Genomic DNA, 23,700 nt, shown 5'->3' with positions numbered 1-23,700 from the left:
AAGTCTGAAACTTGTTCTAGGTCGGCGTCCCGGCATAATCTCGCGGGACAGTGCAGGAGAAGGGGGCCAGAGTGACCGCTGAGGCCAGGGAGGCCAGGTCCCCGGAGGACCCGGCGTCCCCCGAGCTCGCGATTTCGCTCGGGCAGGGAGGTGCCCCCACCGGTTCGCGACCGCTCCGCATCGCACTGCTCACCTACAAGGGGAACCCGTTCTGCGGCGGCCAGGGCGTCTACGTCCGCCACCTGTCCCGCGAACTGGCCCGCCTCGGGCACCACGTCGAGGTCATCGGCGCCCAGCCGTACCCCGTCCTCGACGAGGGCTACGACAACCTGCGCCTCACCGAGCTGCCCAGCCTCGACCTCTACCGGCAGCCCGACCCCTTCCGCACCCCGAAGCGCGACGAGTACCGGGACTGGATCGACGCCCTCGAGGTCGCGACGATGTGGACCGGCGGCTTCCCCGAGCCGCTCACCTTCTCGCTGCGCGCCCGCCGCCATCTGCGCGCCCGCCGCGGCGACTTCGACATCGTGCACGACAACCAGACCCTCGGATACGGGCTGCTGGGCGATCTCGGCGCGCCGCTCGTCACCACGATCCACCACCCGATCACCGTCGACCGGCAGCTGGAGCTGGACGCCGCCGACACCTGGCAGCGCCGCTACTCCGTGCGCCGCTGGTACGCGTTCACCCGCATGCAGAAGCGCGTCGCGCGCCGGCTGCCGTCCGTGCTGACCGTCTCCGGCACCTCCCGCCAGGAGATCGTCGACCACCTCGGCGTACGCCAGGACCGTGTCCACGTCGTCCACATCGGCGCCGACACCGACCTGTTCTCGCCCGACCCGTCGGTGCCCCGCGTGCCCGGACGGATCGTCACCACCTCCAGCGCGGACGTCCCCCTCAAGGGCCTCGTCTTCCTCGTCGAGGCGCTCGCCAAGGTCCGCACCGAGCAGCCCGACGCCCATCTCGTCGTCGTCGGCAAGCGGCCCGCCGAAGGACCCGTCGCCCAGGCCGTCGAACGGTACGGCCTCGAAGGCGCCGTCGACTTCGTCAAGGGCATCTCCGACGCCGAACTCGTCGACCTGGTGCGCTCGGCGCAGGTGGCGTGCGTGCCGTCGCTGTACGAGGGCTTCTCCCTGCCGGCCGCCGAGGCCATGGCCACCGGAACGCCGCTCGTCGCCACCACCGGCGGCGCGATCCCCGAGGTCGCCGGCCGCGACGGCGAGACCTGCCTCGCCGTGCCCCCGGGCGACGCGGGAGCGCTGGCCGCCGCGCTGAAGCGGCTGCTGGGCGACGAGGAGCTGCGCCGACGGCTCGGCGCGGCCGGACGCGACCGGGTCCTCGCCCGCTTCACCTGGGCCCGCGCCGCCGAGGGCACGGTGGCCCGCTACCGCGAGGCCATCGCCGCCGCCACGGGCGCGTCGCCGAGTGGCTCGGGCACGACCGGCATCGCGGCCGCGTCCGCCGACTCCGGCGTCGCCGCGGACTGCGCCGCACCCGGCAACACCAGCGTCACCAGCGTCTACCCCGAAAGCAGGGCCACGTGCTGACCGTCGACTTCTCCCGGTTCCCGCTCGCCCCGGGCGATCGCGTCCTGGATCTCGGCTGCGGCGCCGGCCGGCACGCCTTCGAGTGCTACCGGCGCGGCGCGCAGGTCGTGGCGCTGGACCGCAACGCCGAGGAGATCCGCGAGGTCGCCAAGTGGTTCGCGGCGATGAAGGAGGCGGGCGAGGCGCCCGAGGGCGCGACCGCCACCGCCATGGAGGGCGACGCCCTCGCGCTGCCGTTCCCCGACGAGTCCTTCGACGTCGTCATCATCTCCGAGGTGATGGAGCACATCCCCGACGACAAGGGCGTCCTCGCCGAGATGGTGCGCGTCCTCAAGCCGGGCGGGCGCATCGCGGTGACCGTCCCGCGCTACGGCCCCGAGAAGATCTGCTGGGCCCTGTCCGACGCCTACCACGAGGTCGAGGGCGGCCACATCCGCATCTACAAGGCGGACGAGCTGATCGGCAAGATCAGGGAGGCCGGGCTCAAGCCGTACGGCAGCCACCACGCCCACGCCCTGCACTCGCCCTACTGGTGGCTGAAGTGCGCGTTCGGCGTCGACAACGACAAGGCGCTGCCCGTGCGGGCGTACCACAAGCTCCTGGTCTGGGACATCATGAAGAAGCCGCTGGCCACCCGGGTCGCCGAGCAGGCGCTGAACCCGCTCATCGGCAAGAGCTTCGTGGTGTACGCGACCAAGCCGCACCTGCCGCGGATCCCGGACACCGGGACCGCCGGAACCGCCGCGACCGCCGCCGAGTCCGACACGCGGGCGGCCGCCAAGTGACCACCCCCCGCACGGAACACCTGGTCCTGCCCGGCGTGCTCACCGCCGAGCAGGCCGCCGCGACCGTCCGCGGCATCCTCGCGGTGCAGCGGGAGGACGGGGCGATCCCCTGGTTCCGCGGCCACCACCTCGACCCGTGGGACCACGTCGAGGCCGCCATGGCGCTGGACGCGGCGGGCGAGCACGAGGCCGCCGAGCGGGCGTACCTGTGGCTCGCGCGGCACCAGAACGCCGACGGCTCCTGGTACGCGGCGTACGCCGACGGCGACCCGGACGCCGTCACCGACCGCGGCCGCGAGACCAACTTCGTCGCGTACGTCGCCGTGGGCGTCTGGCACCACTACCTGTCCACCGGCGACGACACCTTCCTCGACCGCATGTGGCCCGTCGTGTACGCGGCCGTCGAGTTCGTGCTGCGGCTGCAGCAGCCCGGCGGGCAGATCGGCTGGAAGCGCGAGGACGACGGCACCGACGTCACCGACGCGCTGCTCACCGGCAGTTCCTCCATCCACCAGGCGCTGCGCTGCGCGCTCGCCGTCGCCGAGCAGCGTGAGGAGCCCCAGCCGGACTGGGAGCTGGCCGTCGGCATGCTGCGGCACGCGATACGCCGGCACCCCGAGCGGTTCCTCGACAAGGACCGCTACTCCATGGACTGGTACTACCCGGTGCTCGGCGGCGCGCTCACCGGCGCCGAGGCCAAGGCCCGCGTGGAGGAGGGCTGGGACCGGTTCGTCGTGCCCGGGCTCGGCGTGCGGTGCGTGGTGCCGAACCCGTGGGTCACCGGCGGGGAGTCCGCCGAACTCGCCCTCACCCTGTGGGCGACCGGCGAATCCGACCGGGCGCTGGACATCCTGCAGTCCATCCAGCACCTGCGCGACCCGGAGACCGGCCTGTACTGGACCGGTTACGTCTTCGACGACGACGCCGTCTGGCCCCGCGAGCTGACCACCTGGACCGCCGGCTCGCTGCTGCTCGCCGTCGCCGCGCTCGGCGGCCACGAGGCCACCTGCGCCGTGTTCGGCGGCGAGCTGCTGCCGCGAGGGCTGGAGGACCCGGAGTGCTGCGCGGACTGAGCGCGCCGCGGCACCCGGGTCAGTGCCGGTAGATGCGGTTCGCTATGGCGTGGCCCACGAACAGGTAGACGACGGCGGCCAGACCGTAGCCGCAGACCACCCGGGCCCAGGCCTCGTCGAAGGTGAACAGGTCGTGTGACCAGCCCGCCAGCCAGCGGGCCGCGTCGTGGACGAACTGCACGAAGTCGTTGCCGCGGTTGGCTTCGAACAGATACATCAGGATCCACAGTCCCAGGATGAGGGCCATGATGTCGGCCACGATCGCGATGGCCCGGCCCGCCTGGGTGGAGCGATATCGAGGGGACATGTCCGTCGGGTTGCCGCTCCCCGCGGTTCGAAACGGTGTGCGGCCATCTGGCCTGATTTTGCGGGGAGTTGGTGCTTCCGCCGTCCGCCGTTCGCCGGCGCCCTCGATAATCCTGCCCCCTTGAGCGGCAGGAGGGCCGTTGTCCGACGACAGAGCACCCACCACCGAGGAACCCCGCCTGACCACCCGGCGCACCGACCGCCGCCGCCCGCCCCGGCACGTCCTCGCCGTCCTGCCGTTCGCCGTGGCGGGCCTGATCTCCCTGCTGGTGTCGGGCAACACCCTGCGGCCCCTGGAGCGGATCACCGTCATCGAGGCCCGGATGGCCTCCAAGTCCGACTACTTCAAGGACCCGCAGGTCCAGCGGCTGCTGCTGCGGCACGGCGTACGCGTCGACATCCACCGCCTCGGCTCCCGCGGCATCGCCACCCAGTCCCTGGCGGGCATGGACGTCGTCTTCCCGTCCGGCCAGCCCGCCGCGAAACTCGTCCTGGACCGGCAGGACCGCTCCGTGCGCTCGGTGCGCCCCTTCGTCAGCCCGCTCGTCCTCGGCACCTTCCGCGACTACGCCGAAACCCTCGTCGAGGCCGGTGTCGCCACCCCCCAGCGGCCCCCCGACGGCAGCGCCGCCACCACCCTCTACTACCACCTCGACATGGCCCGCTTCACCCGCCTCCTCGACGGCGTCGACGACCGCGACGACCCGCGGGACGGCACCGGCCGCACCGCCGACACCTGGAACGGCATCGGCTACGGCGACATCAGCCGCGACGGCAGCAGCAACAGCGGCCGCGTCCTGGTGCGCACCTCCAACGTCTGCGAGTCCAACGCCGCCGGCACCTACCTCAGCCTCCTCGCCTTCGTCGCCAACGACAACCGCACCCCCGGCACCCGCAACGGCGACGACAGCCGGATCGCCGCCGACGCCGTGCAACGCCTCGCCGCCGAGATCAAGCCCCTGATCGACCTCCAGGGCATGTGGGCCGACGAACAGGCCGAGAGCTACTTCTCCGACCTCGGCGAGTCCATCGCGCCGATCTCCCTCCTCTACGAGCACCAGTACCTGGCCCACCAGATCGCCCACCACGACCGCAGCGGCGAGCAGGACACCAGCCGCGTCCTGCTCTACCCCACGCCCTACGCCCTCACCGAACCCCAGCTGATCTCCCTCACCGACCGGGGCGACCGGCTCGTCGAGATCATCGCCGGGGACGAGGACCTGCGCCGCCGCGCGCTCGAACTGGGCTTCCGCGTGCGCTTCTCCGGCGCCGACGGCACCAGCGAACAGCTCAACGCCTACCTCGCCGAGCACGGCATTCAGGTGCCGCAGGAGAACACCGACCGCACCAAGGTCTACGAACCCGACCTGGAGGTCCTGGAGGACATCATCGACCACGTCGGCGACTGCCCACCGCCCGTCCGGGACACACCATGAGGACCGCCGCGACCGCCAGGGCCGCCGCATCCGCCGCGTCCGCCAAACCCACTACGGCCGCCAGGTCCGCCGTACGCGCCGTCCTCGGCCTCGTCCTGCTCGCCGCCGCCCTCTCCGGCTGCACCCGTGACGACGGCCCCGTCACCCTCCGCGTCCTCGCCAGCCCCGAACTCGCCGACGTCGCACCCCTGCTGGACGACCTGGAGGACGACACCGGCGTGCGGCTGGAGCTGGACTACCGGGCCAACGCCGACCTCGCCGGCCAGTACCCCGCCCGCGACGGCGCCCCCGCCCACGACCTCGCCTGGCTCGCCTCCGACCGCTCCTTCCTGCTGCGCGTGCGCGACTCCGACGGCCGCCTCAACCGCCCCGAGTCCACCCCGGTCATGCGCTCCCCGGTCGTCGCCGGCCTCGCCCCCGCCACCGCCCGCGAACTGCGCGCCCACGCCCCCGGCGGCCGGATCTCCTGGGCGGACATCGCCGACGCCGCCGCCGACGGCACCGTCCGCTTCGGCATGGCCGACCCGCGCCGCAGCGACACCGGCCGCGCCGCCCTCGTCGGCGTCGCCACCGCCGCCGCCGGCACCGGCAGCGCCCTGCGTGAACAGGACGTCTCCTGCGACCGGCTGCGCGGCTTCCGCTCCGGCCAGACCCTCACCGCCGTCAGCTCCCGCGACCTGGTCGACCGCTACCCCGGCCGCCAGGACGACACCAACACGCTCATCGCCCACGAGTCCGAACTCCTCGCGCTCAACGCCTCCGGCCGGCTGCGCACCCCCCTGGAGATCGTCCACCCCGACGACGGCATGGTCCTCTCCGACTTCCCCCTGCTGCTCCTCGACCCCGCCCGGCGGCAGGCCTACCGCGAGACCGTCGACTGGCTGCTCGCCGCGGACACCCAGCGCGCCCTCATGGCACGCACCCACCGCCGCCCGGTCAACCAGGAGGTCACCCCCACCGGACCGCTGCGCACCCCCGTCGGCAACGCGCTCTCCTTCCCCGACCGCCTGTCCATCGTCGAGCGGCTGGTCACCGACTACGGCGACCCGGACGACCGCACCGCCGACCACGTCGTCTTCGTCCTCGACTTCTCCACCTCCATGCGCGGCGCCCGCATGGCCGGGCTGCGCGCCGCCTTCCAGGGCCTGAGCGGCGCCGACGAGTCCTCGACCGGCAAGTTCGCCCGCTTCTTCCGCGGCGAACGCCTCACCGTGGTCCGCTTCGGCGGCCGGGTGCTGGAGGAGCGTACGGTCACCGTCCGCGGCGACGCCGACCTGCGCGACCTGAACTCCGTCGTGGCGCACGGGGGTTACGACGACGCCACCGCCCTGTGGTCCGCCCTCGACCGCGGCTACCGCGTCGCCGCCGACGCCGTACGCGACGATCCCGGCCGCCCCGTCGCCGTCGTGCTGATGACCGACGGCGAGAACAACGCGGGCATCGGCTACGACGAGTTCCTGCGCCGTCACCGCGCGCTGGCGCCCGAATCCGAGGCCGTGCCCACCTTCCCCGTCCACCTGGGAGAAGCCGACGCGGACGCCCTGCGGCGGGCCGCCGACGCCACCGGCGGCCGCATGGTCGACGCCGGGCGCAGCTCCCTTTCCGAGGCGTTCAAGGAGATCCGTGGGTGTCATCGACAGTGAGTGGTGGGCCCTGTGGTGGCCCTGGCTGGTCGTGTGGGCGGCGACGGCGGCCTGCTGGGCCGTGCTGCTGCGGTACGCCCTGATCCGCGTCGGCTGGCTGCGCCGGCGCCGCCGGCAGAGCGGCCGCACGGTCCACGGCATGTGCTTCTTCCTGCACGAGAAACGCGTCATGGACCTCTACCAGCAGGGCGGCTTCTCCGCCGCCCTGGAACAGGAGGTCGCCGACCGCATCAACGTCACCAGCGGCATCGGCCTGCGCGCCCGCTTCGGCCTCGGCGGCGGCAAGGCCAACCGCGACGTCACCAAGGAACGCGTCACCGCCTACATCCGGCAGAGCACCCCGATCACCGTGATACGGCTGCTCATGGACACCATGCGCAAGGAGGACGTGGTCGTCCACGCCGACCTCACCACCGGCCAGATCGTCCCCAACCGGGCCCTCACCGACACCCTGCGCGAGCGCGGCGAGCGCGTACCGCTGACCTCCGTGGCGGTGGTGTCGGCGTTCGTCTCCGTCACCGGCCGGTTCACGGCGAGCCGCTCCGCCGACACGGGCGACATCGTGCTGCGCGCCCCCTACGGCGACGGCCCGCACCCGGCCCACGTCCGCGTCACCTGCGAGGCGGCCGGCGTCCGCGAGGGCTTCCAGAACGCGGAGTACTTCACCGGCGAGTTCCAGGCCCGCTGCCTCGGCAAGGTGCAGACGTGGAACGGCGAGACGGGCGAGCTGTCCCTGAACCCGGTGGCCATCTTCCTCTGACCGGTCAGGAGTTCAGCTCGGCCAGCGCGCGCAGGGTCTCCGGGTCCGGTGCCGACACCAGCAGGTCGGTCACCGGGCCCTCCCGCCAGGCCGCCAGCCGCCGGGCGATCCGCCGCCGCGGCCCGACGAGCGAGATCTCGTCCGCGAACGCGTCCGGCACCGCCGCCACGGCCGCCTCCCGCCGCCCGGACAGGAACAGCTCCTGCACCCGGCGGGCCTCCTCCTCGTACCCCATGCGCCCCATCAGCCGGGCGTGGAAGTTGCGCTTCGCGTGCCCCATGCCGCCGATGTACAGGGCGAGCATGGTCTTGACGGGCCGCAGCCCCTCGGCGACGTCGGCACAGACGCGGGCCTGGGCCACGGGCGCGACGATGAACCCGTCCGGGGCGCCGGCGAGCGTGTCCGCGTACAGCCCGGTCCGCTCCGGCGACCAGTACAACGGCAGCCAGCCGTCGGCGATCCGCACGGTCTGCGCGATGTTGCGCGGCCCCTCCGCGCCGAGCAGCACGGGCAGACCGGCGCGCAGCGGATGCGTGATCGGCTTGAGCGGCTTGCCCGTCCCCGTCCCGTCGGCCCCCTGGTAGGGCAGGGCGTGGAACCGCCCGTCGAGCCGCACCGGCGCCTCGCGGCGCAGCACCTGCCGTACGACGTCGACGTACTCCCGGGTCGCGGTCAGCGGCGAGGACGGGAACGGCCGCCCGTACCACCCCTCCACCACCTGCGGTCCCGACAGCCCGAGGCCCAGCAGCAGCCGCCCGCCGGAGAGATGGTCCAGGGTGAGGGCGTGCATGGCGGTCGCGGTGGGGGAGCGGGCCGCCATCTGCGCGACGGCCGTACCGAGCCGGATGGTGGAGGTGTGCGCGGCGATCCAGGTGAGCGGTGTGAACGCGTCCGACCCCCAGGACTCGGAGGTCCACACCGAGTGATAGCCGAGCCGCTCGGCCTCCCGCGCCAGCGCCACCTGCCCGGGGTCGGGGCCGCGGCCCCAGTAACCGAGGGCGAGACCGAGTCGCACAGCACCTCCTGATGGACCGTCAGCCACAGTCGCCGGGCGCGACTGTACGGCAACGGCCCCCCGCCCGGAAAGGGCGAGGGGCCGTGGGAGTGTGTGCCGTGGCGGGGTCAGCCGCGCTGGATGCCGCTGGTGTCCTGCAGGACGCCCCGGCGGCCGTCCTGCGTCTGCGCGACCAGCGCCGTGCCGCGCTGCTCGACGGCCAGGTACCAGGTGCCCGGCGCCAGTTCGGCGATCGGGGTCGGCGAGCCGTCCTCCGCGAACAGCGGCCGCGGCACCGGCACCGCGAACCAGAACGGCGAGAAGTCGCCCGCGGGCTGCTGCGGGGCCTGCGCCTGCTGCGGCTGGGCGCCGTACGGCTGCTGCGGCTGCCCGCCGAACGACGGCTGCTGACCGCCCTGGGCGCCCGGGTAGCCGTAACCGCCCTGCGGCGGCTGGGCGCCGTAGGGCTGCGGGGCGGCGGGGCGCGGGGCGCCGACGAGGGGGGCCTTGAGGGCGGGGACGAGCGGGGTGGCGACGGCGACGGCGGCCAGGATCAGCGTGGCGATGAGCGCGAGGATCAGGCCGGTGCCGGCGTCGGGGCCGTCGGTCGTGTCACCGACGTTGTTCGCGCCGCCCGCCGGGTCGAAGATGTTGCCGAGCGCGCTCCAGGCGGCGAACACCGTGAAGGCGACACCGAACTGGCCCAGCTCAAGGCCCGCGACCTTGCGCGGCTGCGGCAGCCCCCGGGAGACGACGACGAGTGCGGCACCGATCAGGCCGGCGAGTACCACACCGAGGAGGGCCGGCCCGCTCGACCAGAAGTTCGGCGTGTCGTACTCGTCGGGGATCCCGTCGAGCGAGTAGAGGTCGAGGAACGACGCGATGAACAGCAATACCGCTGCTCCGATCACCACGCCGTCGCCTCTAGTGAGGGAGCGGATATTCACTTCAGGTCCTTCGTCAGTCGTCTCGTCGTCGGCAGAGGCGCCGCTGTCACCGTGTCGCCGTGGGGCCGGTGGGAAGCGCGGGGGTGGCCCCTCATCGTACGGACGACCCTATCGTCCGCCCGTCGGGGCTGTCCGCCCGGATCAGCGCGCTGATCACTACCCGCGCAGGAAACTCACGATTCCGTCAGAGATCCCCCGCGCCGCCGCCTGCCGCCACGCGCCGCTGGTCAGCAACGCCGCGTCCTTGCTATCGCGCATGTTCCCGCACTCGATGAACACCTTCGGAACCGTTGACAGATTGAGACCGCCCAGGTCCTCACGCGTGACAAGTCCGGTGCCGTCACCGACGTAGTTGGAGGGCGCGCTGCCGGTCGCGCGCACGAAGTTCCCCGCGATGCGCTCACCCAGCTCGCGCGAAGGGCCCACGATGGCCCGGGTGTCGGCGGCACCCGCCCGCACCTCGCCCGGCAGGATCACATGGAACCCGCGGTTCCCGGCCCCCGACCCGTCGGCGTGCACGGACACCACGGCGTCCGCGTCCGCCTCGTTCCCGATCCGCGCCCGCTCGTCGATGCACGGCCCGAACGGCCGGTCGGCGTCCTGCGTCAGCTTCACCGTCGCCCCCTGCCCCTCCAGCAGGTCGCGCAGCCGGTGCGCGACGTCGAGGGTGAACTCCGCCTCGGTGTACCCGTCGTCGGTGGACGTACCGGTGGTGTCGCACTCCTTGCGGCCCGTCCCGATGTCGACCTTCTTGTTGATGTCGGCGGTGTGCCGGAAGTTCTCCGGGTTGTGGCCGGGGTCGATGACGACGACCTTCCCCTTGAGCGGCCCGGAGGGCGCGGCGCCGGTCGGAGCGGGGCCGGGCCTGTCGTCGCCGGAGGGGGAGGACGAGGCCGTCCCGGACGGCGTGGACGCGGACGACGCGGTGCCGGCCGGGGCGGCCGTCCCCGAGGCCCGCGAACCCCCTCCGCCCGGCCCCCCGGCCCCCTGCACCGCCAGCCACCCGGCCAGCGCCCCGACCACCACCGCGCCCCCCACCACGGCGATCAGCCTGCGGCGCGGGCGACGGGCGGGGGGAGGCTCGAATTCCGGACCTGCGTACGACACGGGGGCCACCCTAGCGGTCGGGCCAGGGGATCACCGGGTGGGCGGGGAGGTCCGGCTGGTGTCGGACGCGGCCTCCGCGGCCGTTCCCGGAGCGGAACCGGGGCCCGGGTCGGCACCGGTCTCGCGGGTCCGCGGCAGCCACACCGCCATCACCCCGGCCCCCGCCACCAGGACGCCCGCCGACACCCGGAACGCCAGCGCGTACCCCTCCGTCAGCGCGACGGCCCCCGTGCTCGCGCCCGTGCGCGCCGCCGCGATGGTGGACATCACGGCGAGGCCGAGGGAGCCGCCCATCACGCGGGAGGTGTTGACCATGCCGGAGACCAGTCCGGCGTCGCCGGGTTCCGCGCCGGAGGTGGCGAGGGCGGCGAGCGGGGTGGCGGCGAGACCGGCGCCGAGCATCATGAGGACGCCGGGCAGCATGATGCCGGTCAGATAGGTGCCGTCGGCGCTCATCGTCGACTGCCAGGCGAACCCGGCCGCGGCGGTCAGCGTGCCGAGGACGGCGACCGGGCGCGCGCCGAGACGGCGCATGCCGCGCGGGGCCACCTTGGAGCCGACGACCACCGCGAGCGAGCTGGGCACGAGGGCGAGACCGGCTTCCAAGGGCGTGTAGCCGAGCACGTTCTGCGCGTACAGCGTCATGAAGAACCACATGCAGAACATCGCCGAGCCGCTGAGGAACATCGCCGCGTTCGCCGAGGACACCGGCCGCAGCGCGAGCAGCCGCAGCGGCATCAGCGGGGCCGCCGTACGCGCCTCGACCAGCAGGAACAGACCGATGAGCAGCAGCCCGGCGCACAGCGGCAGCAGGGTGGCCGTCGCCGTCCAGCCCGTCACCTCGGTCTGCGAGATGCCGTACGCCAGCGCCCCCAGCCCGGCGGTGACCAGCACCGCGCCCGGCAGGTCCAGCCGCCGGCGCTCCCCGGCGCGGCTCTCGGGCAGCCACCGCAGGGCGGCGGCGAGGACGACGGCGCCGACCGGGACGTTGATCAGCAGCACCCAGCGCCAGGACAGCCCGTCGACCAGCAGCCCGCCGACGAGCCCGCCCGCCGCGCCGCCGCCCGCGCCGACGGCCGTCCAGGTGGCGATGGCGCGGGCGCGTGCGGCCCCCTCCGGGACGGCGGCGGTGAGGATGGTGAGCGTGGAGGGGGCGAGGACGGCGGCGCCGAGGCCCTGCGCGGCCCGCGCGGCCAGCAGCTGCCAGCCCTCCTGCGCGAGTCCGCCGCCCAGCGAGGCCAGGGTGAACACCGCGAGCCCGACGAGGAACATCCGCTTGCGGCCGTACAGGTCACCGGCCCGCCCGCCGAGCAGCATGAACCCGGCGAAGGCGATCGCGTACGCGTTGACCACCCATTGCAGTCCCGGACCGCTCAGCCCGAGGTCGGTGCGCATCGACGGCAGCGCCACGTTGACGACGGACACGTCGAGCACGACCAGGAACTGTCCGGCGCAGGCGAGCGCCACCACGAGCCAGGTGGCGGGCGGGGTGCGGCCTGAGGTGCTGCTGGGATGGGTGGGGTGAGTGGGGTCGTCGGGGCCGGTGGTATCTGTGGCTCGGAGCATGAGTGCCATGGTCTCAACCGGCCGGCGATCCCGGCATCGGCATTTCCTCGGCATTTCGTCGCATGCGTGACTCGGCCGTACGGCCCGGTTACGGGTCGTACGACCGAGTGAGCGCCGGTGAGTGGGGCTGCCGCGCAGGTCAGGAGGCCGTGCAGGCGCCGACGACCGGGGGCGTGGAGGTGCCGTTCTTCATGACGGTGAAGCCGAAGCTGGTCGAGGCGCCGGCGGCCAGGCTGCCGTTGCCGTTCGGCCGCATCGTCATGACGGTGCCGCTGCTGACCCAGGTGGGCGAGCCGTTCCAGGTCGCGGAGATCCGCTGCGGCGACGTGACGGTGACGGTCGTGGACCAGCCGCTGATCGGCGCGCTGCCCGCGGTGATGGTCACCCGGCCGTTGAAGCGGTCGCTCCACTCCTCCTGCTTGCTGTAGGTGGCGGTGCAGGTCGCACCGCCCGGCGTGCCGGGGTCGCCACCGGAGGTGCCGCCGAGCGCGTTGAGCACGGCGGTGTACGCGGGCTTCTTGTTGTAGTTGGAGTCGAACAGCAGCGGGGTCCCGCTCGCCCGCCACGAGTACTTGTCGGTGATGCCCCAGACGGTGATGCCGGTGCAGCGGGAGACGGCGAGGCAGGCCCTGACGACGTTGGAGTAACTGGTGGCCTGGGCGGTGCCGGAGCCCTCGATGTCGAGTTCGGTGATCTGGACGTCGACGCCGAGGTCGGCGAAGCGCTGCAGGTTGGCCTGGTAGTCGGACGGGACCGGGGAGGCGCTGTTGAAGTGGGACTGGAAGCCCACGCAGTCGATGGGCACGCCGCGCGCCTTGAAGTCCCGGACCATGTTGTAGACGGCATTGCTCTTCGCGTTGATGCCGTCGGTGTTGTAGTCGTTGTAACAGAGCTTGGCGGCGGGGTCGGCGGCGCGGGCGGTGCGGAACGCCTCCTCGATGAAGCCGTTGCCGAGCTTGTCCTGGAAGGGCGAGTTGCGGCGGGCGCCGCTGTTGCCGTCCTGGAAGGCCTCGTTCACCACGTCCCAGGAGTGGATCTTGCCCTTCCAGTGGCCCATGACCTGGTTGATGTGGTTGTTCATCGCGGTCCTGAGGTCGCCGGCGCTCAGGTTGCCGACCCAGCTCGGCAGCTGGGAGTGCCACACCAGGGTGTGGCCGCGGACCTTCATGCCCCGGCTCTGGGCGTGGCTGACGATCCGGTCGGCGTTGGTGAAGGTGAACGAGCCGCGGCTCGGCTCGACCGCGTCCCACTTCATCTCGTTCTCCGGCGTCACCGAGTCGAACTCGGTGTTGAGCGTGGAGACGTACGGCGCTTCTCCCAGGTGGTTCGCGGCCACGGCGGTGCCGAAGTAGCGGCCCTTCCCGGCGGCGGCTCCCGCCAGGGTGCTCGCGGCCTCGGCGGTGCCGGCCGAGACGGTGACGCCGGCCGCGGCGAGCAGGCCCGCGAGACCGAGGCCGAGTGCCCTTCGGGCACGGGAGGACGTGCTGGAGTGCATGACTGACTCCCGAAAGTTTCGTGCGGGTTTCCGATTGGTTGCGCAGACCGTACGGGCATCCGGGAGTGTCGTCAACGGGGCGGGAGCGCACGGAAGTTGAATGACTGAAGAGTGCGCATGGGGTCACTCGGGGATGCTGCGACTCACTCTGGCCTGCTGAGGTCGAATCGGAAGCGAAACTTTCGATGTCGATCCCGACATGATTCGCAAAGACATCGTTAGATCGTCGAAGCAACGGAATAGTTGCCCCGGCGCACCGAGTTCCCGCTACACATGACACACACGACGACTGACCAGCCCGCCTCCTCGAGGGCCGGCGGGGCCGTGGTCCCGGTCCTCGCCTTCGCGGGCATCGTGGTCGCGGTGATGCAGACCCTGCTCGTCCCGGTGATCAAGGACCTGCCGCAGCTGCTCGACACCGATCCCGCCGACGCCACCTGGGTCCTGACCTCCACGCTGCTCTCCGGCGCCGTGGCGACGCCCATCATGGGCCGGCTCGGCGACCTCTACGGCAAGCGGCGGATGCTCCTCACCAGTCTCGCCGTGATGGTCGTCGGCGCGCTGCTCAGCGCGCTCACCAGCGCCCTGCTGCCGATGATCGTCGGCCGCACCCTCCAGGGCTTCGCCATGGGCGCCATCCCGCTCGGCATCGGCCTGATGCGCGACATGCTGCCGCGCGAACGGCTCGGCTCCGCGATGGCGCTGATGAGTTCCTCGATCGGCGTCGGCGGCGGCCTCGCCCTGCCCGCCGCCGCCCTGGTCGCCCAGCACACCGACTGGCACGCCCTCTTCTACGGAGCCGCGGGCCTCGGCGTCCTCGCCATCGCCCTCACCCTGCTCGTCGTACCCGAGTCCCCGGCGCGCGCTCCCGGCTCGTTCGACCTGCCGGGCGCCCTCGGCCTGTCCGCCGGCCTGGTGCTGCTGCTCCTGCCGGTCACCAAGGGCAGCGACTGGGGCTGGTCGTCGGCCACCACCCTGGGCCTGTTCGCCGCGTCGGCCGTCGTGCTCGCCCTGTGGGGCCTGATGGAGCTGCGGATCACCGCGCCGCTCGTCGACCTGCGCACCACCGCGCGCCGCGAGGTCCTGCTCACCAACCTCGCGTCGATCATGGTCGGTGTCTCCTTCTACGTCGTCTCCCTCGTCCTGCCCCAGCTCCTCCAGCTGCCCGCCGAGACCGGCTACGGCCTCGGCCAGTCGATGGTCGTCGCGGGCCTGTGCGTGGCCCCGCTCGGCCTGACGATGATGTTCACCGCGCCGGTCTACGCCCGCCTGTCCGCCCGCTACGGCCCCAAGGTGACCCTGATCACCGGCCTGCTCGTGATCGCCGTCGGCTACGGCGGCGGCCTCGGCCTGATGGACGCGGCCTGGCAGACCGTCGTCACGTCGGTCGTCCTCGGCGCGGGCATCGGCCTCGCCTACTCCTCCCTGCCCGCGCTGATCGTCGGCGCGGTCCCCGCCTCCGAGACGGGCGCGGCGAACGGCCTCAACACCCTCATGCGCTCCATCGGCACGTCCGTGTCGAGCGCCGTCATCGGCATGGTGCTCGCGAACACGGCGAACGAGGCCGGCGGCGTCCAGATCCCGACCATGCACGGCTTCCGCCTCTCCTTCCTCATCGCCACCGCCGCGGTCGCCGTCGGCCTGCTGCTCGCCCTGTTCCTGCCCGGCCGACGCCCCTCGGACAAGCCGCAACTGCGGGCGAGCAGCGAGGAGGACGCGAACCTGGAGCGCGCGGGGGAGGCGCTGTCCGGGGCCGGGTCCCTGTCTGCGGCCGGGGTGCCGTCCGTGACCGGGGCCGGGGTGCCGTCCGTGTCCGGGGCCGGGGTGTCGTCCGCAGTCGAGTCGCCGTCCGTGACCGGTGCGCTCGCTGCGGCCGGGTCCCCGTCCGCGGCCGAGTCGCCGTCCGTGACCGGTGCGCTCTCAGCGACCGCGTCACTGCCCCCGGCCGAGTCACCGTCCGTGACGGGGGCGCCGTCCGTGGCCGAGTCCCTGTCCACGACCGTGTCACTCTCCACCGCCGCGTCCCTGCCCGCGGCCGAGGGTGTGCCCACGGCCGAGGCGGTGCCCGCCGCCGAGGCGGTGCCCGAGGCCGGACCGCTCCGCGGCTTCCGCGGCCGGGTCCTGGCCGCCGACGGCACCCCGGTCCCCGGCGCCCGGATCACCCTCATCGACCGCCGGGGCCGCCGCGCGGGCGCGACCCTGTCCGCCGAGGACGGCGGCTACGCGCTCACCGTCCCCGCCCCGGGCCCGTACGTCATCGCCGCCCAGGCCGCGGGCCACGCCCCGCACGCCTCCGCGGCGACCCACGCGGGCGACGACCGCCCGGTCGAACTGAACCTGTCACTGCCGGGCGGGACGGTGACGGCGTAGCACCGGCCCGCTCCTCCTCCCTCCCGTACCCTCTGTCGGACCCCGGCGGGGGGTACGGCAGCATGGGCGCGCAGACGTACGTACGACCGGAAGGCCCGCCCATGACCGCGGTACCCGCGCCCGAGATCCTGGCCGCGTTCGAGGCGGCGAAGGGGTTCATGCCCCTCGACGAGGGGCTGGCCCTCTACGCGGCGGCGACGGAGGCGGGCCGGCTGGGCCTGCCGCTGCTGGAGGTCGGCACGTACTGCGGCCGCTCCACGATCCTCCTCGCCGACGCGGCCCGCGCCGCCGGCGTCACGGCGATCACGGTCGACCACCACCGGGGCAGCGAGGAACAGCAGCCCGGCTGGGAGTACCACGACCCGGAGACCGTCGACCCCGAGCTGGGCCTGATGGACACCCTGCCCACCTTCCGCCGCACCCTGCACAGGGCGGGCCTGGAGGACCACGTGGTGGCCCTCGTCGGCCGCTCCCCGCAGATCGCCGCGCTGTGGAACACGCCCGTCGCCCTCGTCTTCATCGACGGCGGCCACACCGACGAGCACGCCGGCGCCGACTACGAGGGCTGGGCGCCGCACGTCGCCGAGGGCGGCCTCCTTGTCATCCACGACGTCTTCCCCGACCCCCAGGACGAGTTCACCGGCCAGGCGCCGTACCGCGTCTACCTGCGGGCACTGGACTCGGGGGAGTTCGAGGAGGTGTCGGTGGCGGGGTCGATGCGGGTGCTGCGGCGCAGGGCGGCGGCATCCGCCTGAGAGCCGGGGCCGGCAGCCCGGCGGTGGCCGTGGGCAGCCCGCAGCGGCAGGCGCCTCCCCTCGCACGAGGGCACGCGTGGAGACAATCCGTGCGACGAGGCAACGGTTCCGGTGGGCCGTGGACTCCTTTGTGTGTCTAGGAGGTGCCCATGGGGGATCGGAAGCAGGCACGGGACGAGGAGTTCCAGGCCTTCGTGATCGGCCGCTGGCCGCGGCTGATGCGCACGGCATTTCTCCTCACGGGGGAGCAGCACGCCGCGGAGGACCTGGTCCAGTCGACGTTCGAGCAGGTTTACGTGGCCTGGCGCAAGGTCGGCTCGGCCGACGAGCCGGAGGCGTATGTACGGCGCGTGATGATCAACGCGCACGCGCGCAAACACCGCAGACGACTGCGGGAGTTCCTGGCGCCGAAGGACGACTCCGGCCTCGCGCACGAGCAGCCCGACACCGGTGACCGCATCTCCCAGGCGGACGACCGCAACGCGCTGCTGAAGGCGCTCGCCCAACTGCCCCCGCGGCAGCGGCAGGCGGTGGTCCTGCGGTACTGGGAGGACCTGACGGAGACACAGGCGGCGGAGGCGATGGGCTGCTCGGTGGGCGCGGTCAAGAGCAACGCGGCGAAAGGCATCGCCAAACTCCGCGCCATACCGGAGCTGGCCGAGATGGTGACGTACGGAGGGCGGAAGTGATGGGCGCGAACCGGGAGACCGAGCACGACATGGCGCACACGTCGCACGCGGACATCGCCTTCCTGCTGGCCGAGGCCGCGGACGAGGTCGAGATCGGTATAGCCCCCTACCAGTCGGTGATCCGGGGCGGACGCCGCCGCAGAGCCCGCCGCTGGGCGGTGGCGGCGGTCACGGCGCTGGTGGTCAGCGGCTCGTCGGCGACGCTGGCGGTCGCGGGACTGCCCGGCGGGGACGGCGACCGGGTGGCGCCGCCGGCCGGGCGGTCGCACTCCGCGACACCGGAACCGTACGGGGCGCGGCGGACCACGCTGGCCACCGGCAGCGACCAGGGCACACAGTGGTCGGTCGTCCTCGACGTGTGGCCCGCGCCGCGCGACGCGGCACAGGCCCAGGCACAGCTGGACGCGATGGCCGAGTACGGGGCGATCCCCGACCAGACCCGCCACGCCTACCAACTGGTCCGCAGCAGCCTGTACGTCGTGCACCGCGTCGTCGGCGACGACGAGTCGCCGGTCATGTGGGCGGCCTTTCCGGAGGGCGGCGCCCCGCCCCAGGACCTCGAGACGGCCGCGGTCCCCCTGGAGCCCGGTGACGACGGCCCGCACCGCCTGGTCGTCGGCCAGGTCACCAAATCCGTCGGGCAGGTCACCTGCACCTGGACGGACGGCACCCGCACGGTCGTCGACCGGCCCCGCGAGGACGAGGACGTCCCGACCGGCCCGGAGTTCATCCGCCACGACACGGGCTCACCGGTCGACTGGTTCGTGTGCCTCGCGCCGAAGGGCGCGGAGTACGCGTCGGCGGAGGTGACCCGGCACGCCGACTAGACCGCTCGGGGCGCCGTCACGTGCCGGCCGGACGCTGCGGGTCCCGGCGCATCGCCCACAGCGGCGGGCCGCCACCCGGCAGCCGCAGCTCGGCCCGTACCGCGAAACCGAAGTGCTCGTAGAAGGGGAGGTTGGACGGCTTGGAGGATTCCAGCCACACGGGCAGTCGGGCCGCGTCCGCCCGCGCCAGGCCCGCGCGCAGCAGGGCCGCCCCGTGCCCCTGCCCCCGGGCGGCCGGGTCGGCGCCGATCACCGCGAGGTACCAGTGCGGCTCCCGCGGGCCGTGCTCGGCGGCGGCCTGGACGGCGTCCCGGAACAGCGGGGCGCGGTCGCCGAGGATCTCCTGGAGCTGCCGGACGGTCTCCTCGTCGGGGACGGCCTTCTCCTGTCCCTCCGGCGGGACCCAGAAGGCGGCCGCGGCGTCCGTGTGCTCGCAGACGCCGTGCCGGCCGTACTGCCGGGTGAGAAGGGTGGTGAAGTACCGGGTCAGGCCCGAGCCGCGGGTGGCGTCGCCGGGAAAGAACCAGCGCATCATCGGGTCGTCGTCGAAGGCGGCCGCCAGGGTGCGGCCGACGAAGGGCGCGTCGTGGGCGGTCGTCGGCCGCGGTGTGTGCTTGATCGGCATACGGGCCATTGTGCGCCACGTGATCTTGGAGGCCCGAAGAACGGGCCCCAAAGCCCGGGTGCACAGCGATAATTGACGTACCGTTGGGCGCCATGCCCATCGACGCAGCGAAGGTGCTCGCCGCCGCACCCCGGACCGGCGAGATCACCTGGAGCCCGAAGGACGTCCTCCTCTACCACCTCGGCATCGGCGCGGGCCGCCCCGCCACCGACCCGGCCGAGCTGCGGTACACCCTGGAGTCCCGGCTGCACGTCCTGCCGAGCTTCGCCACCGTCGCGGGCGCCGGCTCACCGGGGGTGATCAGCGCCCTGTCCATGCCCGGTGTGGACGTCGACCTCGCGCGCGTCCTGCACGCCGGGCAGTCACTGACCCCGCACCGGCCCCTCCCGGCCGCGGGCACCGCGACCGCCACCGACCGGATCACCGCCGTGTACGACAAGGGCGAGGCGGCCCTCCTCGTCCTGCGCACCGACGTCGCGGACGCGCAGGGCCCGCTGTGGACCGGCGAGGCGTGGATCCACGTGCGGGGCGAGGGCGGCTGGGGCGGCGAGCGGGGCCCGGCCACCCGGCGCGAGCCGCCCGCCGGTCCGCCCGACCTGACCGTCGAACGGCCCGTCCGCGAGGACCAGGCACTGCTCTACCGCCTCTGCGGCGACGGGAACCCGCTGCACGCCGACCCCGAGTTCGCCCGGCGGGCCGGCTTCGAGCGGCCCGTCCTGCACGGGCTGTGCACCTACGGCATCACGCTCAAGGCGGTCGTGGACACGCTGCTCGGCGGGGACGTCACGCGGGTGCGGGGCTACACGGCCCGCTTCGCCGGGGTGGTCTACCCGGGTGAGACGCTGAGGCTGCGGATGTGGCGGGGCGTGGGGGAGATCCGGGTGAGCGCCGGCGCCGTCGAGCGGGACGGGGCGCCCGTGCTCGCCGACACCGTCGTCCGGTTGGGGTGAGCCGACGGGAGTGTGCGGAGTGCGTGGCGTGGGTGGCGTGCGTGGCAGTGGACGGCACGCATGGCGTGCGGGGTGTGCGTGGCATTGCACGGCACGCATGGCGTGCGGGGTGTGCCTCCGTTCCTCCGCTCGCGCGCACGACGAGGCCCCGCCCACCTTGTGGTGAACGGGGCCGGGCGCCGTACTGACTGACGAACCGTCAGGCAGCCGCCTCGGTCTGCTGCTCCACCGGCTTGCGGTGCCGGCCGCGGGGGGCCGTCTCGGTGTCGTGCGCCGAGACCGGACCGCGGTGCTTGCCGTGGCCGGGTGCCGTGGCGCCGTCGGCGGGCAGCGGCTGGGACGTGCTGGCGTCGCTCATCGGAAGTGTTCACCCCGTCAAACATGATCCTTTTACAGCCGGGGGAGTCTAACCGGCACGCCTCGGGCCGAATCCAGACGGCCACGCCGACCGGCATTATTTCGTTACGAGTCGTCCCAACGCGGGGCCCGCCAGGGGTGCTTGCTGCAGCGGCACCGGCCGTGGCGCGGCGGGGGCCGGAGGGTCCGGTTCCGACGGCTTCCCCGAGGGCGAAGCCGTGCCGTTCCGGACCGGACCCTCCGGGCTCACGTCCCCCACGGCCCCCACGGCCCCCACGGCCCCCGCCACCCCCACGGCCCCCACGGCCCCCGCGGTCCCTGAGCCCTCCGCGCCCTCCGTGCGTCTTGCGGTCCCCAGGCCCTCCGCGGGTCTCACGGCTCCCGGACCCGCCCAGGCTCCTTGGCCGCCGCCCGTGCCCGTCAAATCCCACGCATACGCCGGGCCTCGCACCCCATCGCCACCTCCAGGGCCCGCGTGACCACCCCCGCCCACATCCGCCCCACCGGCAACCCGGCTCTCCCTCTCCCTCTCCCTCTCCCTCTCGCCTTCCGGCTCCCGCTCGCTTTCCGGACCCCCCTCGCCCCGCTCCGGCGCGGCCACCTCCGCCACTCCGCACGGGGTGCCCGGCGTGGCGTACGGCAGGCGGAGTACGCCGTCGCGGGTCCACAGGCCGACCCCGGCGAGCCAGCCCTGGGGGGCCGGGAGGTGGGCGACCTGCCGCTGGGCCGGGCGCCAGACGCCGATCCAGCTCCCCGCCGGACCGTCGAACCGCAGCGCCACCCCGCAGCTCTCCGGCGTGAGCACCTGCCCCGGCTGGATGGCGAACGGCGTCACCGCGCAGTCCTCCGCGACCCGCAGACAGTCCGGGAACCGCACCGGCAGGGTGCTGCCGAGCACCCCCCAGCCGAGCCGGGCGTGTCCGGGGGAGGGCGCGTCGGAGCGGATCAGCAGCAGCCCGCTGTCGGGGTCGGCGAGCAGCAGCCGGTCGTCGCTGCCCGCGGCGATCTGCAACAGCGGCGACACCTGCCCGCCCCGCTCCAGATCGACGACGACGGCCTTGGTCCGGCCGTCCAGCGCCCGGTCGAGCGCGAGCATCCGCCCCGCCCGGTCCAGCCACACCCCGCCCGAGCAGTGCCCCGGCACCTCGGCCACCCGCTCCGGCCCGAAGGCGCCCCCCGCGACCAGCCACACGGTGGCGGAGCGCGGACCGGCGGCGAGGGCGTAGGCGCGGTGACCGCCCGGTGCGGGCGGCAGCAGCCGCAGCTCGGCGTCCCCGCACTCGACCGCGCCCAGCGGCAGCTCGCCGGTGCCCGGACCGGTCGGGTAGAGCAGCGAGAAGAGGTGCCGCCCGTCGGCGTGGCGGCGGATGAGGACCCGGCCGTCGGTCATCGGCTGCACCTCGGTGCCGGGTTCCTCCGGCTGGTTGCCGGGCAGCGGCACGGCGTAGGGCTCGGGGCCGTCCAGGGTCCAGCGCTCCGGGAACCAGGAGTCGCCGCTGCGGGCGAGACGCGCGGCGTAACCACCGTCCACCGTGATCACGCAGCCCGGCCGCGCGGAGTAGCCGTTCCGGGCGCCGCCCGGGCCGCCGTTCAGGGCGCCTCTCGGGCCGCCGTTCAGGTCCCCGTCCCGGTCTCCCGCCGTGGGCTCGATCGCACAGGCTGTCATCGTTCGGTCACCTCCGGCGACGAAGCTAGTTTTCGTACGCACAGACGGGGGAGGGGCCGACCGGCGCTTCACACATACGGGTGGCCCCGCAGCGGTTCGTCTGAGGGAAGGGGGGCGCGTGTGCTCCACGGGGCGACCGCCTCGTGCGCGGCGGCGGCACCGGTACAGGCGTGCGGAACAGGCAGGTAGCCTGTCTCCCGTGCCCCGTCTGTCTGAAGTCATCACCGCGCTGGAGAACCTGTGGCCCGCCGAGCGGGCGGAGTCCTGGGACGCGGTCGGCACGGTCGTGGGCGACCCCGGCCAGGAGGTCACCCGGGTCCTGTTCGCCGTCGACCCCGTCCAGGAGATCGTCGACGAGGCCGTGAAGCTCGGCGCCGACCTGCTGGTCACCCACCACCCGCTCTATCTGCGCGGGACGACGACGGTCGCGGCCTCCACGTTCAAGGGCCGGGTCGTGCACACGCTGATCAAGAACGACATCGCGCTGCACGTCGCCCACACCAACGCCGACACCGCCGACCCCGGTGTCTCGGACGCCCTCGCGGGCGCGCTGGACCTGCGCGTCGTACGGCCCCTGGTGCCGGACCCCACCGACCCGCGGGGCCGCCGCGGCCTCGGCCGGGTGTGCGAACTGGACCATCCGCTGACCGTCCGCGAGCTGGCCGCCCGCGCCGCCGAGCGGCTGCCCGCCACCGCGCAGGGCATCCGCGTGGCCGGCGACCCCGAGGCGACCGTCCGCACGGTCGCCGTCAGCGGCGGCTCCGGCGACAGCCTGTTCGACCACGTCCGCGCGGCCGGCGTCGACGCCTTCCTCACCGCGGACCTGCGCCACCACCCGGCGTCGGAATTCACGGCGGCCGTGGCCCCCAGCCCCCTCGCGCTGCTCGACGCGGCGCACTGGGCCACCGAGTGGCCCTGGTGCGAGCTGGCCGCGAGCCAGCTCGACGAAATCTCCGACCGGAAGGGATGGGACCTGCGGGTCCACGTCTCCCGGACGGTCACCGACCCCTGGACCGCCCACGCGGCGTCCACCACATCAACTGCAGGAGCCCCCAACTGAACGCCGCGCCCGCCGACCAGATCCGCCTGCTCGACCTCCAGGACCTCGACGTCCGCCTCCAGCAGCTCGCGCACAAGCGCCGCTCGCTGCCCGAGCACGCCGAGATCGAGTCGCTGACCAAGGACCTCACGCAGCTGCGCGACCTGCTGGTGGCCGCGCAGACCGAGGAGAGCGACTGCGCCCGCGAGCAGACCAAGGCCGAGCAGGACGTCGACCAGGTGCGCCAGCGGGCCGCCCGCGACCAGCAGCGGCTGGACTCCGGCGCGGTCAGCTCGCCGAAGGACCTCGAGAACCTCCAGCGCGAGATCGCCTCGCTGGCCCGCCGCCAGGGCGACCTGGAGGACATCGTCCTGGAGGTCATGGAGCGTCGTGAGTCCGCGCAGGCGCGGGTCGCCGAGCTGACCGAGCGCGTGGCCTCGGTGCAGTCGAAGATCGACGACGCGACCGCGCGCCGGGACGCCGCGTTCGAGGAGATCGACGGCGAGGCGGCGTCCGTGACGAAGGAGCGCGGGGTCGTCGCCGGGTCCGTCCCCGCCGACCTGCTGAAGCTCTACGACAAGCTGCGCGAGCAGCAGGGCGGCATCGGCGCGGCGAAGCTGTACGCGCGCACCTGCCAGGGCTGCCGGCAGGAGCTGGCCATCACCGAGCTGAACGAGATTCGCAAGGCCGCGCCCGACACGGTGGTGCGCTGCGAGAACTGCCGCCGCATCCTCGTGCGTACGGCCGAGTCGGGGCTGTAGGG

At 73.6% G+C, this 23,700-nt stretch carries 22 protein-coding genes and 1 pseudogene; 14 read left to right on the top strand and 9 right to left on the bottom strand.

The genetic code is table 11. The annotated features are described in order from the left end of the window. The first annotated feature begins 71 nt into the window (after positions 1 to 71). The 3 genes from G7Z13_RS09885 to G7Z13_RS09875 are packed head-to-tail and all read left to right on the top strand — an operon-like array spanning position 72 to position 3,405. A complete protein-coding gene (locus G7Z13_RS09885; protein WP_165997906.1) occupies positions 72 to 1,547 on the top strand; it encodes a glycosyltransferase family 4 protein in 1,476 nt (491 codons plus the stop codon). Beyond that, positions 1,541 to 2,332, top strand: a complete 792-nt coding sequence (locus G7Z13_RS09880) for a class I SAM-dependent methyltransferase (protein WP_165997904.1) — start codon at positions 1,541 to 1,543, stop codon at positions 2,330 to 2,332. The genes G7Z13_RS09885 and G7Z13_RS09880 overlap by 7 nt, the downstream gene beginning before the upstream one ends. After that, the gene (locus G7Z13_RS09875; RefSeq protein WP_165997902.1) at positions 2,329 to 3,405 is read left to right on the top strand and encodes a prenyltransferase/squalene oxidase repeat-containing protein; all 1,077 of its coding nucleotides are present in this window, start codon (positions 2,329 to 2,331) and stop codon (positions 3,403 to 3,405) included. Before G7Z13_RS09880 ends, G7Z13_RS09875 begins: the two co-directional genes overlap by 4 nt. Positions 3,406 to 3,424: 19 nt before the next feature. On the opposite strand, the gene G7Z13_RS09870 is transcribed toward G7Z13_RS09875, so the two are convergent. Then, entirely contained in the window at positions 3,425 to 3,712 is a 288-nt protein-coding gene (locus G7Z13_RS09870) for a hypothetical protein (RefSeq protein WP_165997899.1), read from the bottom strand. A gap of 139 nt (positions 3,713 to 3,851) precedes the next feature. On the opposite strand from G7Z13_RS09870, the gene G7Z13_RS09865 reads away from it, so the two are divergent. Genes G7Z13_RS09865 through G7Z13_RS09855 form a run of 3 tightly spaced genes read left to right on the top strand, consistent with a single transcriptional unit; the run spans position 3,852 to position 7,550 of the window. Next, on the top strand, positions 3,852 to 5,147 hold the full coding sequence (locus G7Z13_RS09865; RefSeq protein ID WP_240926160.1) for a hypothetical protein: 1,296 nt from the start codon (positions 3,852 to 3,854) through the stop codon (positions 5,145 to 5,147). After that, positions 5,144 to 6,790, top strand: a complete 1,647-nt coding sequence (locus G7Z13_RS09860; RefSeq protein WP_165997897.1) for a VWA domain-containing protein — start codon at positions 5,144 to 5,146, stop codon at positions 6,788 to 6,790. The genes G7Z13_RS09865 and G7Z13_RS09860 overlap by 4 nt, the downstream gene beginning before the upstream one ends. Further along, positions 6,771 to 7,550, top strand: coding sequence for a hypothetical protein (locus tag G7Z13_RS09855; RefSeq protein ID WP_165997894.1), 780 nt, complete (start codon positions 6,771 to 6,773; stop codon positions 7,548 to 7,550). Before G7Z13_RS09860 ends, G7Z13_RS09855 begins: the two co-directional genes overlap by 20 nt. Positions 7,551 to 7,554: 4 nt before the next feature. On the opposite strand, the gene G7Z13_RS09850 is transcribed toward G7Z13_RS09855, so the two are convergent. From G7Z13_RS09850 to G7Z13_RS09830, 5 genes are all read right to left on the bottom strand, one after another. Continuing rightward, positions 7,555 to 8,565, bottom strand: coding sequence for an LLM class F420-dependent oxidoreductase (locus G7Z13_RS09850; RefSeq protein WP_165997892.1), 1,011 nt, complete (start codon positions 8,563 to 8,565; stop codon positions 7,555 to 7,557). A 107-nt stretch (positions 8,566 to 8,672) separates the two neighbouring features. Continuing rightward, positions 8,673 to 9,491: a DUF5336 domain-containing protein gene (locus G7Z13_RS09845; protein WP_165997890.1), complete on the bottom strand. Its 819-nt coding sequence runs from the start codon at positions 9,489 to 9,491 to the stop codon at positions 8,673 to 8,675. A gap of 156 nt (positions 9,492 to 9,647) precedes the next feature. Then, positions 9,648 to 10,598: an N-acetylmuramoyl-L-alanine amidase gene (locus tag G7Z13_RS09840; RefSeq protein WP_165997888.1), complete on the bottom strand. Its 951-nt coding sequence runs from the start codon at positions 10,596 to 10,598 to the stop codon at positions 9,648 to 9,650. Between the two features lie 30 nt (positions 10,599 to 10,628). Next, positions 10,629 to 12,164, bottom strand: coding sequence for an MFS transporter (locus tag G7Z13_RS09835; RefSeq protein WP_165997886.1), 1,536 nt, complete (start codon positions 12,162 to 12,164; stop codon positions 10,629 to 10,631). Between the two features lie 139 nt (positions 12,165 to 12,303). Beyond that, complete coding sequence (locus G7Z13_RS09830) at positions 12,304 to 13,659, bottom strand: endo-1,4-beta-xylanase (protein ID WP_165997884.1); 1,356 nt, start codon at positions 13,657 to 13,659, stop codon at positions 12,304 to 12,306. Positions 13,660 to 13,932: 273 nt separating this feature from the next. Here G7Z13_RS09830 and G7Z13_RS09825 point away from each other — a divergent pair. From G7Z13_RS09825 to G7Z13_RS09810, 5 genes and pseudogenes are all read left to right on the top strand, one after another. Then, positions 13,933 to 15,540: pseudogene (locus tag G7Z13_RS09825) on the top strand (MFS transporter); the annotation flags it as partial. A gap of 24 nt (positions 15,541 to 15,564) precedes the next feature. Continuing rightward, a complete protein-coding gene (locus tag G7Z13_RS33595; RefSeq protein ID WP_346768006.1) occupies positions 15,565 to 16,029 on the top strand; it encodes a carboxypeptidase-like regulatory domain-containing protein in 465 nt (154 codons plus the stop codon). 101 nt (positions 16,030 to 16,130) lie between these two features. Then, positions 16,131 to 16,784 (top strand): class I SAM-dependent methyltransferase, encoded by a 654-nt coding sequence (locus G7Z13_RS09820; RefSeq protein ID WP_165997882.1) that lies wholly within the window; start codon positions 16,131 to 16,133, stop codon positions 16,782 to 16,784. Between the two features lie 149 nt (positions 16,785 to 16,933). After that, positions 16,934 to 17,473, top strand: a complete 540-nt coding sequence (locus G7Z13_RS09815) for a SigE family RNA polymerase sigma factor (protein ID WP_165997881.1) — start codon at positions 16,934 to 16,936, stop codon at positions 17,471 to 17,473. Continuing rightward, positions 17,473 to 18,300 (top strand): hypothetical protein, encoded by an 828-nt coding sequence (locus tag G7Z13_RS09810; RefSeq protein WP_165997879.1) that lies wholly within the window; start codon positions 17,473 to 17,475, stop codon positions 18,298 to 18,300. The genes G7Z13_RS09815 and G7Z13_RS09810 overlap by 1 nt, the downstream gene beginning before the upstream one ends. A 16-nt stretch (positions 18,301 to 18,316) precedes the next feature. On the opposite strand, the gene G7Z13_RS09805 is transcribed toward G7Z13_RS09810, so the two are convergent. Next, on the bottom strand, positions 18,317 to 18,934 hold the full coding sequence (locus tag G7Z13_RS09805) for a GNAT family N-acetyltransferase (RefSeq protein ID WP_165997877.1): 618 nt from the start codon (positions 18,932 to 18,934) through the stop codon (positions 18,317 to 18,319). An 83-nt stretch (positions 18,935 to 19,017) separates the two neighbouring features. Between G7Z13_RS09805 and G7Z13_RS09800 the strand changes: the two genes are divergently transcribed. After that, entirely contained in the window at positions 19,018 to 19,875 is an 858-nt protein-coding gene (locus tag G7Z13_RS09800; RefSeq protein WP_165997875.1) for a MaoC/PaaZ C-terminal domain-containing protein, read from the top strand. Positions 19,876 to 20,074: 199 nt separating this feature from the next. On the opposite strand, the gene G7Z13_RS09795 is transcribed toward G7Z13_RS09800, so the two are convergent. Beyond that, on the bottom strand, positions 20,075 to 20,233 hold the full coding sequence (locus tag G7Z13_RS09795; protein WP_165997873.1) for a hypothetical protein: 159 nt from the start codon (positions 20,231 to 20,233) through the stop codon (positions 20,075 to 20,077). Between the two features lie 96 nt (positions 20,234 to 20,329). Beyond that, positions 20,330 to 21,898, bottom strand: a complete 1,569-nt coding sequence (locus tag G7Z13_RS09790; RefSeq protein ID WP_240926159.1) for a hypothetical protein — start codon at positions 21,896 to 21,898, stop codon at positions 20,330 to 20,332. A gap of 199 nt (positions 21,899 to 22,097) precedes the next feature. On the opposite strand from G7Z13_RS09790, the gene G7Z13_RS09785 reads away from it, so the two are divergent. Further along, entirely contained in the window at positions 22,098 to 22,958 is an 861-nt protein-coding gene (locus tag G7Z13_RS09785) for a Nif3-like dinuclear metal center hexameric protein (protein ID WP_165997871.1), read from the top strand. Beyond that, a complete protein-coding gene (locus tag G7Z13_RS09780) occupies positions 22,955 to 23,698 on the top strand; it encodes a C4-type zinc ribbon domain-containing protein (RefSeq protein WP_166004813.1) in 744 nt (247 codons plus the stop codon). Before G7Z13_RS09785 ends, G7Z13_RS09780 begins: the two co-directional genes overlap by 4 nt. Positions 23,699 to 23,700 lie beyond the last annotated feature (2 nt).

Source organism: Streptomyces sp. JB150, assembly GCF_011193355.1.
Lineage (GTDB): Bacteria > Actinomycetota > Actinomycetes > Streptomycetales > Streptomycetaceae > Streptomyces.
This window is presented reverse-complemented; position numbering and strand designations above follow the sequence as displayed.

What these genes read in the sequence shown, in the direction of transcription:
- G7Z13_RS09800 (WP_165997875.1), top strand. Translation starts at nt 19,018, where the DNA reads ATGCCCATCGACGCAGCGAAGGTGCTCGCCGCCGCACCCCGGACCGGC.
- G7Z13_RS09835 (WP_165997886.1), bottom strand. Translation starts at nt 12,164, where the DNA reads ATGCTCCGAGCCACAGATACCACCGGCCCCGACGACCCCACTCACCCC.
- G7Z13_RS09830 (WP_165997884.1), bottom strand. Translation starts at nt 13,659, where the DNA reads ATGCACTCCAGCACGTCCTCCCGTGCCCGAAGGGCACTCGGCCTCGGT.
- G7Z13_RS09790 (WP_240926159.1), bottom strand. Translation starts at nt 21,898, where the DNA reads ATGACAGCCTGTGCGATCGAGCCCACGGCGGGAGACCGGGACGGGGAC.
- G7Z13_RS09870 (WP_165997899.1), bottom strand. Translation starts at nt 3,712, where the DNA reads ATGTCCCCTCGATATCGCTCCACCCAGGCGGGCCGGGCCATCGCGATC.
- G7Z13_RS09795 (WP_165997873.1), bottom strand. Translation starts at nt 20,233, where the DNA reads ATGAGCGACGCCAGCACGTCCCAGCCGCTGCCCGCCGACGGCGCCACG.
- G7Z13_RS09860 (WP_165997897.1), top strand. Translation starts at nt 5,144, where the DNA reads ATGAGGACCGCCGCGACCGCCAGGGCCGCCGCATCCGCCGCGTCCGCC.
- G7Z13_RS09810 (WP_165997879.1), top strand. Translation starts at nt 17,473, where the DNA reads ATGGGCGCGAACCGGGAGACCGAGCACGACATGGCGCACACGTCGCAC.
- G7Z13_RS09805 (WP_165997877.1), bottom strand. Translation starts at nt 18,934, where the DNA reads ATGGCCCGTATGCCGATCAAGCACACACCGCGGCCGACGACCGCCCAC.
- G7Z13_RS09820 (WP_165997882.1), top strand. Translation starts at nt 16,131, where the DNA reads ATGACCGCGGTACCCGCGCCCGAGATCCTGGCCGCGTTCGAGGCGGCG.
- G7Z13_RS09815 (WP_165997881.1), top strand. Translation starts at nt 16,934, where the DNA reads ATGGGGGATCGGAAGCAGGCACGGGACGAGGAGTTCCAGGCCTTCGTG.